At 39.5% G+C, this 16408-nt stretch carries 15 protein-coding genes; all 15 read left to right on the top strand.

The window, feature by feature from the left end; translation table 11 throughout:
• Positions 1 to 50: 50 nt before the first annotated feature.
• The 15 genes from QCD85_RS00935 (at position 51) to uraH (ending at position 16354) form a co-directional block, all read left to right on the top strand.
• Positions 51 to 533 (top strand): MarR family winged helix-turn-helix transcriptional regulator, encoded by a 483-nt coding sequence (locus tag QCD85_RS00935; RefSeq protein WP_273615702.1) that lies wholly within the window; start codon positions 51 to 53, stop codon positions 531 to 533.
• Positions 534 to 801: 268 nt separating this feature from the next.
• On the top strand, positions 802 to 1557 hold the full coding sequence (locus QCD85_RS00930; RefSeq protein WP_273615703.1) for a FadR/GntR family transcriptional regulator: 756 nt from the start codon (positions 802 to 804) through the stop codon (positions 1555 to 1557).
• The gene (locus tag QCD85_RS00925; RefSeq protein WP_301261373.1) at positions 1557 to 2786 is read left to right on the top strand and encodes a M20 metallopeptidase family protein; all 1230 of its coding nucleotides are present in this window, start codon (positions 1557 to 1559) and stop codon (positions 2784 to 2786) included. Before QCD85_RS00930 ends, QCD85_RS00925 begins: the two co-directional genes overlap by 1 nt.
• A gap of 37 nt (positions 2787 to 2823) precedes the next feature.
• Complete coding sequence (locus QCD85_RS00920; RefSeq protein WP_301261372.1) at positions 2824 to 4359, top strand: ABC transporter substrate-binding protein; 1536 nt, start codon at positions 2824 to 2826, stop codon at positions 4357 to 4359.
• A 96-nt stretch (positions 4360 to 4455) separates the two neighbouring features.
• Positions 4456 to 5373, top strand: coding sequence for an ABC transporter permease (locus QCD85_RS00915; RefSeq protein ID WP_273615706.1), 918 nt, complete (start codon positions 4456 to 4458; stop codon positions 5371 to 5373).
• Positions 5374 to 5405: 32 nt separating this feature from the next.
• Positions 5406 to 6269 carry an ABC transporter permease gene (locus tag QCD85_RS00910; RefSeq protein ID WP_273615707.1) on the top strand — a complete coding sequence of 288 codons (864 nt, stop codon included), beginning with the start codon at positions 5406 to 5408 and terminating at the stop codon, positions 6267 to 6269.
• Positions 6270 to 6336: 67 nt separating this feature from the next.
• Positions 6337 to 8349, top strand: coding sequence for a S9 family peptidase (locus QCD85_RS00905; protein WP_301261371.1), 2013 nt, complete (start codon positions 6337 to 6339; stop codon positions 8347 to 8349).
• Complete coding sequence (locus tag QCD85_RS00900) at positions 8346 to 8813, top strand: hypothetical protein (protein ID WP_301261370.1); 468 nt, start codon at positions 8346 to 8348, stop codon at positions 8811 to 8813. The genes QCD85_RS00905 and QCD85_RS00900 overlap by 4 nt, the downstream gene beginning before the upstream one ends.
• A 235-nt stretch (positions 8814 to 9048) precedes the next feature.
• Positions 9049 to 10143, top strand: a complete 1095-nt coding sequence (locus tag QCD85_RS00895) for a cobalamin B12-binding domain-containing protein (RefSeq protein WP_301261369.1) — start codon at positions 9049 to 9051, stop codon at positions 10141 to 10143.
• A gap of 28 nt (positions 10144 to 10171) precedes the next feature.
• Entirely contained in the window at positions 10172 to 11899 is a 1728-nt protein-coding gene (locus QCD85_RS00890; protein WP_273615711.1) for an ATP-binding protein, read from the top strand.
• A 137-nt stretch (positions 11900 to 12036) separates the two neighbouring features.
• Positions 12037 to 12798 (top strand): class I SAM-dependent methyltransferase, encoded by a 762-nt coding sequence (locus tag QCD85_RS00885; protein WP_301261368.1) that lies wholly within the window; start codon positions 12037 to 12039, stop codon positions 12796 to 12798.
• Between the two features lie 96 nt (positions 12799 to 12894).
• Positions 12895 to 13332 carry a GNAT family N-acetyltransferase gene (locus QCD85_RS00880; protein WP_273615713.1) on the top strand — a complete coding sequence of 146 codons (438 nt, stop codon included), beginning with the start codon at positions 12895 to 12897 and terminating at the stop codon, positions 13330 to 13332.
• Between the two features lie 241 nt (positions 13333 to 13573).
• Positions 13574 to 15166, top strand: coding sequence for a PucR family transcriptional regulator (locus QCD85_RS00875; RefSeq protein WP_273615714.1), 1593 nt, complete (start codon positions 13574 to 13576; stop codon positions 15164 to 15166).
• Between the two features lie 258 nt (positions 15167 to 15424).
• Positions 15425 to 15943: a 2-oxo-4-hydroxy-4-carboxy-5-ureidoimidazoline decarboxylase gene (gene uraD / locus QCD85_RS00870; protein ID WP_301261367.1), complete on the top strand. Its 519-nt coding sequence runs from the start codon at positions 15425 to 15427 to the stop codon at positions 15941 to 15943.
• Between the two features lie 60 nt (positions 15944 to 16003).
• Positions 16004 to 16354: a hydroxyisourate hydrolase gene (gene uraH / locus QCD85_RS00865; protein ID WP_274170354.1), complete on the top strand. Its 351-nt coding sequence runs from the start codon at positions 16004 to 16006 to the stop codon at positions 16352 to 16354.
• Positions 16355 to 16408: the final 54 nt, after the last annotated feature.

Here is a 16408-nt window from a genome sequence, read left to right as displayed (position 1 = left end):
GCGCTATATGTTTAGCATATACCTATTCTTAGTGTAAGGAGGTTTCAGCTATGAAACACTCATCCATACAACCTAATCCCAACACAGAAAGTGATGAAGAAAAAGAATCGCTTCATTTGCTTATTATCTTATCACGTGCTTATCAGGCTGTCATGAATCAAGTCAACGATGATATTCAAAGTTATGGTCTTAATCCAACTGAATTCGGTGTACTGGACTTTTTGTACCACAGTGAAAATCCACAGCCATTGCAGAAAATAGGACAAAAAGTATTGATTTCAAGCGGGAATATTACGTATGTTGTTGATAAATTAGAAAAGAAAAAAATGTTATGCCGTCGAGCTTGTGATAATGATCGTCGTGTTATTTTTGCAGAGCTTACAGCAGAAGGTAATCAATTTTTTGAAAGTATTTTTACCGGTCACAAACAAGCGATTATGAAAGCGACTCAAGGTCTGAATCATGATGAAAAGTTAGATATTATTCCATTGCTCAAAAAGTTAGGATATGCCGCTGCTAATAAAGAAGTCTAATCAGGGATTATACCACTGATTAGGCTTTTTTTATTTAATATTTATAAAACCTATCAATTTGGTATGAATAATCGTTGACCTCTGCGTACACAGAAGGTATATTAAATAAAAGTCACTTTTTGTCGTCTATTTAAATGGTCTAAAGTTCGTACCTTATACCATTATAGTCATGAATAAGACTATTTGATATGACATATGATCCGAAATATTACTTTATCTCAATAAATCTTCTACGTTGCACTATTATCTGTTCAATCAGGAGGAAAACATGCGAACTTATTTTCCACAACAATTTGAGAAAGTTTCTCCTAAAAAAGTTAGTGATTTTATTTTCGATCAATTAGAAGAATCTATTATTTTAAAAGAATTATTGCCAGAAGAACAACTTCCTAATGAACGCGATATGGCAGTGATGTTCAATGCTAGTCGATTAGCTGTACGTGAAGCTCTTTCTCGCTTAGAAGAAGAAGGATTGATTGAGAAGCGTGTAGGTGCTAAAGGTGGAACATTTGTGTTGCCCTTAACGCTCAATTCACATCATCGTCATCATGAACAAATTGCGACCAATTGGGAGTCTTGGAGCAAAGTATTTGAGTACCGTCTTATTATTGAACCTGAAGCTGCTTTTTTGGCGGCAAAGCGTATTCAAGCAGAAGAGTTACATCAATTACAACTATATCTGGAGATGAGTATTGAACAAGATTGTTCACGCGAGTTATTTCGTGCTCTAGATGTGAAATTTCATTTGATGATTGCCAAAGCATCCGGTAATTCTTATTTTGAAAAAGCAGTGCGAGAGATTCGTACCAAAATCAATCCTGCGCTTGATCTGATGCCTTATAGTCAGGAAGTACGTGTACGCAATTCAGATAGTCATTTTGAATTGTTGGATGTGCTTCGTGCTCATGATGGCGAACGTTCCCGACTATTAATGCGTCAACATATTGAGCAGTCTGCTTCGTCTATTTATCACCGCGTATTTGATCAACCGGTATCGATTCTGGAAAAGGAGAGTGAATCATAATGAATCATCCTGATCAGCAAGATATCCAGATTAGACTGGCGCAGTTATTACCAGCTGCGCAGTCTATGCAGGAGAATTTAACCGCATGGCGTCGTGATCTACATATTCATCCTGAGATCGGGTATGAAGAAGTTCGAACTTCAGCGATAGTAGCTGAACATTTACAAAGTCTGGGACTTGAAGTGCAGACAGGTATTGGGAAAACAGGCGTTGTCGGGCTATGGCGTGGATTAGAACCCGGTCCAACCATTGGACTGCGAGCGGATATGGATGCTTTACCGATTCAAGATGCCAAGCAAACCAGTTATGCTTCTCAATCGGAAGGTAAAGCTCATCTGTGTGGTCATGATGCTCATACCACTATGCTTATGGGTGCTGCTCAATTGTTAACGTCTATCGGTCGACCTGCATCCGGCAATATCAAATTCGTATTTCAACCCGCAGAAGAAGGATTAGCAGGAGCAGATGCAATGATTCAAGATGGTGTATTAGAGCATCCTCATGTGGATGCAATGGCTGGCTTACATGTTTTTCCGAGTTTGCAGGTAGGAGAAGTGTCAGTATGTAAAGGAGTGGCTTTTGCTTCTGCTGACTTTTTTACGCTTCGTATTGTTGGTAAAGGAGGACATGGAGCACGTCCACATGAAGGAATTGATGCGATTGCGGTATCTGCTCAAGTCATCTCTGCTTTGCAACAAATTACAAGTCGTATGATAGACCCTTTGGAGACAGCGGTTGTGAGTATCGGTCAGATTCGAGGGGGCACAATGGCGGCAGCTATTGCTTCAGAAGTCGAAATGCTAGGAACAGTACGCACATTGTCTGCGGAAGTTCGTCAGCAAATGCCGATCAAGATCAGGCAGATCATAGCAGGAATTGTATCGTCATTTGGTGCTGATTATGAACTGGATTATCAAATGAATTATCCTGTTGTCAAAAATGATAACCAGATGGTTGATTTCTTAGCAGCCACTTGTGATCTGATGGCAGAAGGGCCGAAATGGCAATATACGCGTCCTTCAACAGGTGGCGAAGATTTTGCTTTTTATGCAGAAAAAGTACCGGCTGTCTTTTTCCGCTTAGGGACAAGCAATGGACAGCCAGAGACTTCTTATCCATTACATCATCCTATGTTCGATCTGGATGAATCAGCACTTCCTTACGGTGTGGCCACGTTGTCTGCACTTGCATTACATTACTTGGATCAACCAGTGAATCATCATAAATAAAAATAAATATGATCTCAAAAGGGTAGGAGTGGAAGGTATGAAAACAAAATCTTGGATAACGAGTACAGTATTACTGCTTATAGTAGCGATAGTGGTAGCAGGTTGTGGGAGTAGCAAAGGAACATCTACTGATTCAGCGACCAACAGCAAAACATTAACAATCGGGAATGCAACAGATATCGAAAGCTTTGATCCGCATAACAATAACAATACGTCTAGTGAAGCGGTACTGGTGAATATGTTTGATTATTTAGTCAAAAATGATAATGAACAAAAGAAAGTGCCTGTACTGGCTACATCATGGGAACAGGTAAATGATACAACATGGAGATTCAAACTACGTGAAGGCGTCACATTCCATAATGGTGATCCTTTTACAGCGGCAGACGTGAAATATACGATTGATCGTGTTGCCAAAGATAGTGCACTCAAACAAAATTCGTATTTCAAATCTATCCAACAAGTCAAAGTGATTGATGATTATACTGTCGATATGATTACCGATGGCCCTGATCCATTATTGTTAAATCGTTTATCCAAAATGGGTGCAGGAATTCTTCCGTCAAAATATATCAAAGACAAAGGAATCGATGCGTTTCTTAAAAATCCAGTCGGAACAGGTCCTTACAAATTCAGCAAATGGATCAAAGATGATCGTGTAGAACTGGTCAAAAATGATAAATACTTTGGCGATGCACCGAAATGGGATACAGTGGTGTTCCGTTCGATTCCAGAAGCTTCGACACGTGTATCGGAATTGTTAGCAGGTGGGATTGATATTGCTTCAGGTATTCCTTCAACTGATGTCGAACGTATTCAAAGCGAAGAAGGAAAACAAATTGTGAAAGCTCCGATCCAACGTGTATTGCAATTGATTTTGCGTGAAACCGAAGGGACAGTCACGGCTGATCCTAAAGTACGTGAAGCGATTGATTTGGCAATTGATAAGCAAGGGATTGTAGATAGTATTGCAGGTGGAGCAGGGATTGTGACACGTACTTCTGTAACGCCGGGTAACTTTGGAGCAGATCCTTCACTATACAAACAGACTCTATACGATCCAGCCAAAGCCAAGCAATTGTTACAAGAGTCCGGTCATACAGGAGCAGAACTTAATATGACCGTATCTTCTCAGTACAAAGAATATGCAGAAGTTGTAGCAGCGATGCTCAATGAAGCAGGATTCAAAGCCAATCTGGAAGTGCTGGAACCTAGTGCTTTTAGTGAACGTTATAGCTCCAAGTCATTCAAAGAAATCTTTATGATCGGTATCGGTAATTCATTGTTCGATGCTTCTAATAACTACAATCGTTATCTCAAAACAGAAGCAGCAGGAGAAACAGACTTCAACAATCCGAAAGTTGAAAAGTTGTTACAAGATGCACTTGTAAATATGGACCCGGCATCTCGTGAAAAACAATATCAAGAAGTACAGCAGATTTTGGCAGAAGAACGTCCGGCTGTGTATTTGTTCCAAATGGAAGGTATTTATGGAGCAGATGGTCGTGTGAAATTTACACCAAGAAGTGATGAAATGTTCTATGCAGATGATATTACACCTGTGAATGGATAAAAAAATGCAGCAGGGATGGAAATGTATCGTCCCTGCTTTTTGTTATCGTAATCATTGAAATGTAAGAACTATATGCTAGGTACGGAGGTGATTAGCTTGAAAAGTTATATTGTGAAATCACTACTTCAAATTATTCCGGTATTGCTACTTGTATCGTTAATCGTTTTTATTCTGGTACGGGTGACTGGTGATCCTGTAGCTTTGATGTTACCCGAGACAGCAACAGCAGAAGATCGTGCTGTACTTACAGAAGCATTAGGCTTAGATCAACCATTATATAAGCAATACATTACATTTTTGGGAAGTGCGATTCAAGGTGATTTTGGTACTTCGTTTCGCTATGGAGAATCGGCTTTACCGCTTGTGTTAGAGCGGTTACCAGCTAGCTTTGAGTTAGCAGTGGCAGCGATGATTTTTGCAATCGTGATGGCGATTCCGCTTGGTATTTTGTCCGCAGTGAAGCGTAATACATTTACTGACTTATTGATATCAGGTATTTCGGTGATCGGCAAAGCGATGCCCAACTTTTGGATGGGAATTATGCTGATTTTGTTATTTTCAGTCATATTAGGTGCTTTACCTGTATCAGGCAGAGGTGGCATTGAACATTTATTATTGCCTGCTTTTACACTTGGTATCGGTATTGGAGCACAGATGACACGGTTGGTTCGTTCCAGTATGCTGGAAATTTTAAATCAGGATTATATAGTCACAGCCAAAAGTAAAGGATTACGTCCATTTATTATTATTATGAAGCATGCTTTTCGCAATGGATTGATTCCTGTCGTGACTATTGTAGGTCTACAATTTACCAGTCTGATCGGCGGTACATTGATTACAGAGACTGTATTCGCATGGCCAGGGTTAGGGCAACTTCTAGTAACTGCTGTGAATACACATGATATGGCGATTGTACAAGCAGCCGTATTTGTGATTGCGTTAATTGTCATTATAGGAAATCTATTAACAGATATTACGTATCGTCTGCTTGATCCTCGTATTACGTACCGTTGATCAGGAATGAATGTTAGAAAGGATGATAAGATATGCCTGATCAAGGAATGATTCGTCAGTTATTAAAAAGTAAAACCGGCACATTAGGATTGCTGATTATTTTGGCGGTAGTGTTATGCGCTCTGCTAGCACCGTGGTTAGCAACTCATGATCCTGGTTCAGTTGCACCGCTAAAACGACTCAAACCACCGGTATGGTTAGATGGAGGAGAATCGAGTTACTGGTTAGGTACAGATAATCTAGGACGTGATATTTGGAGCCGTATTGTATATGGTGCTCGTGTATCTTTAATTGTTGGTGTAGGTGCAGTACTGGTATCCGGTATGATTGGAGCAGTCTTAGGATTGTTATCCGGTTATTATGGCAAATGGATCAATGCAATTATTATGCGAGTAGCAGATTCTTTTCTAGCGATTCCTTCGATATTGTTAGCATTGGTTGTACTTGCTGTAACTCAGCCTGGATTGATAACTTTGATTATCGTAATCGGGTTAACCAATTGGGTGTCTTATGCTAGAGTGATCCGAAGTGAAGTCTTAGGTCTCAAAGAACGCGATTTTGTCAAAGCAGCGCAATCCGCAGGAGCAGGGCAAGGTCGCTTATTATTCCGTCATATTTTGCCGAATGTGATGTCATCATTAATTGTAATTTCCAGTATGAATGTAGCGACAACGATTCTAATGGAAGCATCGTTGAGCTTTCTCGGGCTAGGTATTAAGCCACCTGATGTATCATGGGGTGGAATGCTCAGTGACGGCAGACAATATATTGCGACTAGCTGGTGGGTAGCTACTTTTCCGGGATTAGCGATTACATTTACAGTATTAGGAGTTATTTTTCTAGGAGACTGGTTACGGGATAAATTAGATCCTCGCATCACTAATGATCAGTCCTAACATATAACAAAAGCGATAAATAGTTGCGGTATCAATAACGATTCGATCTGTAAAGGAGCCTATTCTGATGAGTCAAACAACGATACAACCTGAAGATCTGTATAAGTATAACTGGGTAAGTGATCCTTCGATTCATCCTGATGGTGCTATAGCTTATGTGTACAAAAGTATTGATGCTGAACGTAATCAATACAAAACGCATATCTATTATCAATCAGCCGATCGAAAGCAAAAGAAAAGAATAACCGATGGGGATTATGATTATGCACCTGACTGGTCGCCTAATGGCAGATATTTAGCATTTATTCGTAAAACAGATCATAAGCCACAATTGTGGATATTGGATATGATTGATAGCTCGATAAATCAATACAGCAAGCTTGAACGTGGAATAGGATTGTTTCGCTGGTCTCCAGATGGACGATCTATCATATTGACAAGTCGAGTGATAGGAGAGCGTGAAGTAGAAGCTCATGCACCTGATCGTGGACAAATTGTAGAGCGAACTACACCCAAAGCAGAAGGTTCTGGATTGTGGAATGGAACGTATCAACATCTGTTTTTACTTGAATTATCGACTCGTCAAATGACACAGATAACAGAGGGCGATTTTGATGCTTCGTCGCCTGTCTGGTCACCGGATGGAACCGAAATAAGTTACCTTGCTCAAAAAAATGCTTCTATTATATATAGTGATATGGATCTAGTTTTTTATCAAGATTTATACACGCTAGAAATCGCTTCTGGACATACAGAAATACAGACCAATCATGATCTTATGATTAGCCAATTTGCATATGCACCGGATAGAAAGTCATGGACATGTATAGCTAATGATCGAGAGTATGGCAGTGGTACTCAGAATCAAGTGTACCGAATAGACCGATCAAGGAAGCAAATACATTCGTTAACACCACAATCACAGATTCAGTTCGGTAATTTTATACTGAATGATATGAAGACTGCGGCTTCGATACCCGGGCCGATCTATAGTGCAGATGGACAATCTATCTATGTATTAGGAACTTATCAAGGTAGTGTAGATCTATATCGTATTACCGAAGAAGGAGTATGTACTCCCATAACAACAGGTGGAAAAGATATTCATCAGATCGTCTATGCTCCACAACAAGATATTATGGTAGCGCTGGTTGCTGATGCTACTCATCCATATGAGTTAGTAACATTTCCATTTCTTCCAGTATCCAATATCCAATGGGATGAAGTAAAACCGTTAACAAATACTCATCTATGGCTAGCTGATTACAATGTATCGGTACCCGAATTATTTTGGTATACCAATAAAGAAGGCATTCAGATTCAAGGGTGGTTGATGAAACCAACAGATATAGTAGATCATGATTCTAAAATTCCTTTGATTTTACAGATTCATGGTGGGCCACATGCGATGTATTCTGATGCTTATAGCCACGAAATGCAGGCATTAGTATCACAGGGCTATGCGGTGCTGATGATTAATCCACGTGGTAGCTTCGGTTATGGACAGCATTTTGCTCAAGCATGCCGTCAAGATTTCGGGGGTGGCGATTATCGTGATCTACTAGAAGCAGTAGATTATATACTGCAACATCATCCTGAATGTAATGATCAACAGTTAGGTATATGTGGTGGTAGTTATGGCGGACTTATGGTCAATTGGATAATTGCTCATGATGATCGTTTTCGCGTAGCCGTTACACAGCGTTGTATTTCCAATTGGATTTCCTTTTATGGAATTAGCGATATTGGTATTTCCTATACAGAAGGGATAATCGGTGGTAATCCCTGGGGAGATACAGAACGGTTATGGTCGCAATCGCCACTTGCTCATGTGCAACAGATAGAGACACCACTACTGATTATTCATGGAGAGCAAGATATGCGCTGTCCTATCGAACAAGGAGAACAGTTATATACTGCACTCAAACGTCAAGGCAAAGTGACCAAAATGGTTCGTTATCCTGATTCTAATCATATGGTACTCAAAAGTGGTAAGCCTAGCTATCGTGTAGACTTGTTAACTCATGTGAATGATTGGATCAAGCAATATATAGATAGTCCGCTAGAGGTTCATTCATGACAGAACCATTTTTGGAAAAAGTGAAGCTATCGTTACCTGTAGGATTATGGATTGAGAACTGTATGAGTAGTGGATTAGATCCAGCAACCATTATCGCTTATATCCATAACAAAGATTGGACCCCTTTATTGTCAAATGTAGCTGATCCGCAAATGGATATGTTAGATCGTCTACAGATTGCGACAGATATGAATGATCCATGGGAACAAGCGATACTTGAAGGATACAGGTTCAAGTTTATTCATATCGGTGGTGTCAAGCGACTTTTATACTTCCGATATCAACTGCAAGAACATCGGGATTACCAACAAAACGGAAATCAATTATCGGGATTGTTATTGCATTCAGACATGATATCGAATATAAACGAAAAAATCGGTATTCAGTGGGAAATTTTGATAGATACGCAAACGCTATCAAATACGCAGAATATGCAAATACGTTTAAAAAACGAAAGCTGTTGATTCATGACAGCTTTTTCTGTTTTTTTACATTAATATAGATATGAAAAGTGGGTTTTATATGCGAAATGCAACCTATAGAACTTGCTTAATTCGTCAATCTATGGGAAAATTTCACCAAGGTATACATTCTGGATATAAATGATAAGCTGAATAATCAGCAGTTATAAACACATCTTACGATCTGTGCAAGCGAATTGATCCTCGTAAGGTCTTTATGACAAGGAGGTCAGGCGCGATGGCACTACAACGAGAAGAAACAGCAGGACAACAACTCATATCGCAAGCAGATCGATTTGCAGAAAAAGTAACACAGATGCAGTATCGTCAGCAGCCAGACTTAATGCAACGATTTGGATCTAATGGCAGAATAAGAACCAAGCAAGATTCTTTATATACGATTAGCTATTTAGCTGAAAGTGTACTGATGAAGAGTCCAAGTTTGTTTATGAATTATATTTCATGGCTCAAAGTACTGTTAAATGGATATCGAGTATCCGAACAAGATTTATTAGTAAATTTACATGCGATCAAAAAAGCGCTTCAAAAAAGTTTTGATCATCCCCACAAATCCAATGTGATTGATTATCTGGATATGGGGATACATCATGTTCAAACCAGTGAATCGCAAACATCGTATATGTTGGATACCTCGTTATTAGGAAAAGAAGCAAAACAATACCTAGATTGTTTGCTACGTACAGAACGCAAAGAGGCCTACGCGCTTATCGTACATCTTCTTGAAAACGATACTCCTATCAAAGATATATACATTCATATATTCCAGACTGTACAATATGAGATCGGTCGGTTATGGCAAATTGGCGATATTAATATTGCTCAAGAACATTTCTGTACAGCGGCAACACAAAGTATCATTTCACGTCTGTATCCATATTGGATAAGCGCAGGTGAGGAACGATATCGCTTAGTTGCGGCCTGTGTCGGAGAAGAACAACATGAGATCGGGATTCGAATGTTGGCTGATTTTTTTGAAATGGAAGGCTGGAACACCTATTATTTAGGTGCTAATGTTCCAGATCACAGTCTTTTACAATCCATTGTGCATCATCAGGCGGATGTAATTGCTATTTCTGCAACAATGACCTTTCACGTTCATTTAGTGCAAGACTTAATTGAAAAAATTCGCGCTGAAGAATCAACCAGAGATGTCAAAATCATTGTCGGCGGATTGCCGTTTAATATTGACAGGGAACTGTGGAAGCGAGTTGGGGCAGATGGTTTTGCACCTGATGCAAATGAAGCTGTTGAAATAGCGACAAGCTTAGTAGCCCTGAATGAGTCAGGCAGCCAGCCCTCGGTAAAAGGTTGAATAGCCTTTAGAAGGGAAGATGAACGCAATGACGAATGCTGAACAAGAAATCACTATTTTGCGTAAAACGATAGAAGATCTTTCCCATAAGATGATTAAAGGCAAATATCAAGAAGAGCAAATATTAGCTGAATTTTCAGCAATGAATAATGAAATGGTTACGCTACAACGTCAGTTAGCCAAAACCAATGCTGAGTTGAATGCGGCAAAAGAAGAAGCTATCCATGCCAATCAAGCACGTGCTCGCTTTTTGGCAATTATGACTCATGAAATACGTACACCGATGAATGGAATGATCGGTATGTCCGAAATTTTAATGAGTTCTGGATTATCGCAAGAGCAACAACAGTCTGTGATGTTAATTCAAGAGTCGGCTGAACTATTGCTCAGTATGATTAACAATATGCTGGACCTTTCCAAAATGGAAGCCGGCAAAATGAGACTGCAAGAAGAACCTATTGATTTGCGATTATTATTGGATCATATTATTCGGTTAAGTGAACCCAAAGCGCAAAAAAATGAGAATGTGATTTCGGCTTTTATTGATTACCGGGTAGAAAATGAATTGGTGGGCGATGGCGGCAGAATCAGACAAATTTTGCTTAATCTGCTCAGTAATGCTAATAAATTTACCAAACAAGGAAAGATCGAAGTCAGTATACAATTGAAACACAACAGTGCAAATTTACAGGTTCTTCACATCGAAGTTACAGATACAGGAATCGGCATCTCTGAAGAAAATCAAAAAAATATGTTTCAGCCTTATGCACAAGCTGATCAACCTGGCAAAAACGATGTAGAAGGAACGGGGCTGGGGCTCTCCATTTGTAAGTCATTTGTAGAGCTGATGGAAGGAACGATTGATTTGAAAAGTGAAGAAAATAAAGGATCAACTTTTTGGTTCGATATTCCGCTCAAAAAAGTTCAAGCTTCTTCGGACACTCAAGCGTTAATCCATACGAGTCTCGATGAACAGCAGATCGATCATCATCAACTTCCTTCTCATTTGCATCATAAACAGACGGATAAAGCTATATTAATTGTAGAAGATAATCCTATTAATCGTCAGGTGATTCAACTACAACTGAAAAAGATGGGAATGGAACACGTCCATACAGTTAGCAACGGACAAGAAGCGATCTCCAAATATCTTGGACAAACCTATCATTTAATTTTGATGGATAACCGTATGCCTATTATGGATGGTCTGCAAGCTACTCACAAAATTCGTGAATTAGAAACAGCAGAGATGCGCTCACCAGTACCGATTATTGCTTTGACAGGTAATACCAGTCAGGAAGATCGGCAGAAGTGTCTGGATGCAGGGATGAATGATATTTTGACCAAGCCGGTTAATCTTGAAAGTCTAACCGTCATGATGCGTAAATGGCTTCCAGATATCGTTCATGAAAAAGCATTGGATATGAGTGTGATTCAAGAAATACTGGAATTAAATGATGATGGTGATCCAGAAGTATTGCGGACGCTTATCGAAATGTACAAAAGTGAGACACCTACTAAGCTAGAACGATTAAAAAAGTTAGTGCTCCGTAAAGATGCAGCAGCATTGTCGGAAGCGGCACACGAACTCAAATCCGGTAGCTTGAGTATAGGGATTCAATATATGGCACAATTGTTACATCAGATTGAGACATTGGCTAAAGAAGATGATTTGCGAGGAGTTCAAGAACTTGTCCAGTTGCTAGCTCCAGCTTATGAAAAAGCTTGTCGGGAACTAGAATATTTAGTCAAATAAAAAGAATGATCAGGGAATCTGCACTTTGCAGGTTCCTTTTTTGTATACATCCATAAATAAATGAGCGCTCCCCTTTATAATATGTGATTACTTGGGTAATGGTAGATATACCAATTGATGATAAGGGGAGATACATGATGTGCGCAGCATTTGACACAGCTAGAGAATCAGAATCCGATTACCACGAAAAGTTTTATGAAGAAAATAAATTGTTTGAACCTGGAACTTGGATGGCAGGGCCTACACCGATTGTGATGGAGTTGTTAGAACGTCTGCAAAAATATACACCTGCACCAAAAGTATTGGATATGGCTTGTGGAGTAGGCAGACATACGATTCCAGTTGCTCAACAATTAACTGAAGGCGGTGTTGTGGTAGGGGTAGATTTGCTAGATTCTGCGATTGAGCAATTGCAGAAATATGCAGAAGAATACAATGTGGCTGACCGGATCGAAGCAGTTACCAGCGATGTGGAAAGTTACACTATTGAACCGGATGCTTACGATTATATGATTGCTACCGGATGCTTAGAGCATGTATCTTCTCAAGATTCATTGCAAAAAGTAATCAACAGCATGCAAGCAGGGACTCGTACAGGTGGTATTCATCTAATCTCTATGACTTCTTCGGTTCAACAAGTGGATCAAAAGACGCAAGAAGCTGAAGAAGGAAATATCGAGCTGAATTTGACCACAGAACAATTGTTAGAACTTTTAAATGAATATTATGAAGGTTGGAATATTATCGAGCGCAAAGCAGTTGCTCAAGCGATCGAAGAAACCAAAGATGGCAAAGAGATCGAACTACAAGGCAATTGGATCACATTTGCAGCTTGTAAAGAAGATCCACAGCCTCATCCTGAAGTGTTGCAACAAGTACAGTCATCTACAGACAAGTAAGCTATAAGCATGATAAACATATTGTACTGTGTAACTGTTTGACACATCATGTAAAATAGAGAAGTAGTCAAGCAAACCGTACAGGAGGAATACAGTGTGTTAGAACGGATCGATCAAAAATTAGAGCAACCTCAATTACAGGAATTATTATCATATGCCGTATTTCCTGATCCACAAGTATTAGAGGCTGTTATTCAACAGTATCATACACAGGATCATATGCATTTATATGGATATCAAGAAGACGGCGCATGGATTGGTGTAATCGGCTGTGTAGAAGAAGCAGATACACCGGACGTTTTACGTATCCGTCATTTAGCGATTGCTCCGAATGAACGTGGTAAAGGGTATGGACGTGGTATTTTGTTAGAATTGATAGAAACTGCTCAACCTTCTGTTTTGCTTGCTGAAGCAGATGATGAAGGAGCAGAATTTTATCGCAATATCGGCTTTACTGTTATCGGAAATGGAGAGCTAAATGCGGCTTCTGAACGTTACCTGTGCCGTTATGAAGTAGAAGAGGAAGAAGAATAACAGACACATTGCAATCTCATTATTAATCTATATACACTCTTTTGTCCCTATAAGTCTGGATCATTATCAAACCAGACATTAACTATAGAGGAGAAAAGGGTGTATTTTTTTGCATTAAGAGGTCTGATAAGAGAAAAGGTATAAATAATCGTTATACTAATGCAAATGATTTGTATGTTATAATACATGACAATATTATTTGGAATTTCGTATAGATGTTAGCGGAATAGGAGGTACTCGTATGCAATTAACGGTTCAAGAAGCGCTCGCAGTGTATCCTCTGTCTGAAGCGCGCCTTGTTGCGGGTGCCCGGGGAACATCACGACTCATGAAGTCTGTGAATGTTATGGACGCGCCAGATATCGCCGACTGGATCAAAAGCGGAGAAATGTTATTTACGACTGCTTTTATTATGAAAGACAGTGAAGAAGAAGCGATCAAATTGATGCGCAAGTTAAATGAGCGCGGTTGTGCAGGGCTTGGAGTAAAGTTAGGACGATTTTGGGAAGTGATTCCGCAGGCGATTATTGATGAAGCCAATCGTTTACAATTTCCACTGCTTGAGCTTCCTTTTCAATTTACTTTTTCCGATCAGATGAATGCTCTTTTTCAAGCAGAACACGAACGGAGTACCAAACTGTTGCAATCAGTTCTACATAAGCAAAAGCGTCTTATGCAGTTTGCGCTTAATCAGGATCAACAGGGAAATGTATTTGCTGTGCTGGAAGATATTTTGAAATACCCGATAGCCATTATCGGTTCACGCGGACATATTCTGTACAATGGCGGTGAAGGCGGAGACAGTGTACTTCAAGGATGGCCGTGGAAAATGTCACCGACACGTGTAAAATGGAACTCGGGTAGCTGTTATCGTGTACCGATTATGAAGCGTAGTGAACAGTATGGATTTTTACTGGTATTTACAGATAGCTCGATGCCACTGAAAGAAGAAGAAGAATTATTCCAGCAAGCCGCTGAAGTATTAGCTTTTCATATGGATACGACATACCGTGAACATGTGAATCCTGGTGTACAAGACAAAATGCGTACACTGGTTACGCAATATCTATCCAAACGAATGTCTCTCGATGATCTTACAGAAGGTGCAGGGCGATTAGGAGTGAACTTATTTCCCGGGCCGTATCAATGTGTATTAACCACACTTGAGCCACAAGCATTTTCTTCAGAAAAGCGTCTAGCCCAGATTCATCAAGAGTTGCAGTATAATCCGCTGATGCAGTTATTTCCTTCTCAACATTTTCGGATCGAAGAAGGGATCTTATCGATCTATGCTTGTCCATCTGAGCGAGATTATGGTGAGGAACTATCTGCTTTTTTGATCAATCGGTTTGAAGATATGGAATCTCTTAGTCATGATGGGGGTAGTCCACGCTTCTGGATTAGCAAAATTAAGACAGAACCCAGTTCTTTGCGTGAAGCTCATCAAGAAACATTGGAGACCCGCAAGTTAGCGAAGCGCTTTGGAATGACACATATTGCTTTGCAATTTCAGACGTTAGAATTTGCCTATGTATTTCAGCATGTTCCTGAGAATATTATGGAGACGTATTGTCACAAAATACTGGAGCCGTTACTGATCAAAGACAGCGATCCCAATCAAGTGCTGATGAATACACTTGAAGCTTTTGTTGAAAATGACGGACTTATTAATGAAGCCGCTAAGCAGTTATATGTGCATCGCAATACTGTAACCTATCGGATGGACAAGATCGGTGGTCTGCTTCAGATGGATTTCAAAAAGACAAATGATCTGCTCAAACTTAAAATGGTATTTACATTCCGCAAATTTTTGAAAGATAAACAACAATCGTAAGTCGATCTCCTAGTAACGATGCTAGAAGAAGTTATTGCTCTACAAGGATCAATGATTGAAGATTACATCAAAATTAACTCTATACAAGTGGCATATCATTATGCTAAAGACCCTTACCTTTTGGTGAGGGCTTTTTGTATTATTCACAAAACACCACTTCAATGTTATGTTATATAACAAAATTACGGCTGATTAGTTGATATGTTCTATAACCTTACGTAAAATGATAAAAAAGAACGAACGAAAAGAGGAAAACCTTTGGTAAATACACAGAAACCATGGCAGACGTGGACTAAAGAACAATTTTTACAGCAATTTGGTGGATTATATGAACATTCCGCTTGGATTACTGAACAAGCATGGGAGCAAAGACCGTTTAATACTTTACAAGACATGTTAAATACGATGAAAAAGATTGTATCTGATTCTGATATATCGACACAATTAACGTTATTAAGACAACATCCCGATTTGGGAACCAAAATCGAAATGAGTGACCACTCACAATCAGAACAAGCAGGAGCAGGATTGACTGGACTATCGGCAGAACAATACGAACAATTAGCGAAATTGAATGAAGTGTATACTGAGCAATATCAATTTCCTTTTATTTTAGCAGTCAAAGGAAAAACGACTGATCAGATTCTGGAATCTATGCGTCATCGGACAGGAAAGCCGGCTGAAGAGGAATTTCAGACAGCACTTGGACAGGTACATACGATTGCAGGGTTAAGACTGCAAATGTGGGCAGATGAGCAAGGATTACTTCTTTCCTAATGATTCTAGATCTTATACCGCCAAACAAGAAACAGGTCACAAAGAAAGCAGGTGAAGCAAGTGAGCGGTAAAATAACAACTCATGTGTTGAATTTGGCACAAGGCACACCAGCCGAGGGTGTCAAAATCGAACTTTATTATAGTGAAAAAAATCTATTACTTGCTACAGCCTTTACTAATGCAGATGGACGTGTCGATCAACCATTGTTAGCAGGGGAACATATACAAGCTGGATTATACGAATTGATCTTTTATGTTGGTGATTATCATCGTGCGATCGGTACCAGTACAGCAGACACCTTATTATGGGAAAAGGTTCCTTTACGTTTCCATATTGTAGATACTGAACAAAATTATCATATTCCTTTATTGGTCGCTCCCGGTGGATATAGCACTTATCGTGGAAGCTAATAGATTAGATATACCAGCGTTAGACATACAACTCATGATTATAGGATGAGAATC

The organism is Paenibacillus sp. PsM32, from assembly GCF_030433815.1.
In the GTDB taxonomy this organism is placed as follows: Bacteria; Bacillota; Bacilli; order Paenibacillales; family Paenibacillaceae; genus Saccharibacillus; species Saccharibacillus kyungheensis.
The sequence above is the reverse complement of the archived record's forward strand: the minus strand, read 5'-3'. Positions and strand labels throughout refer to the sequence as shown.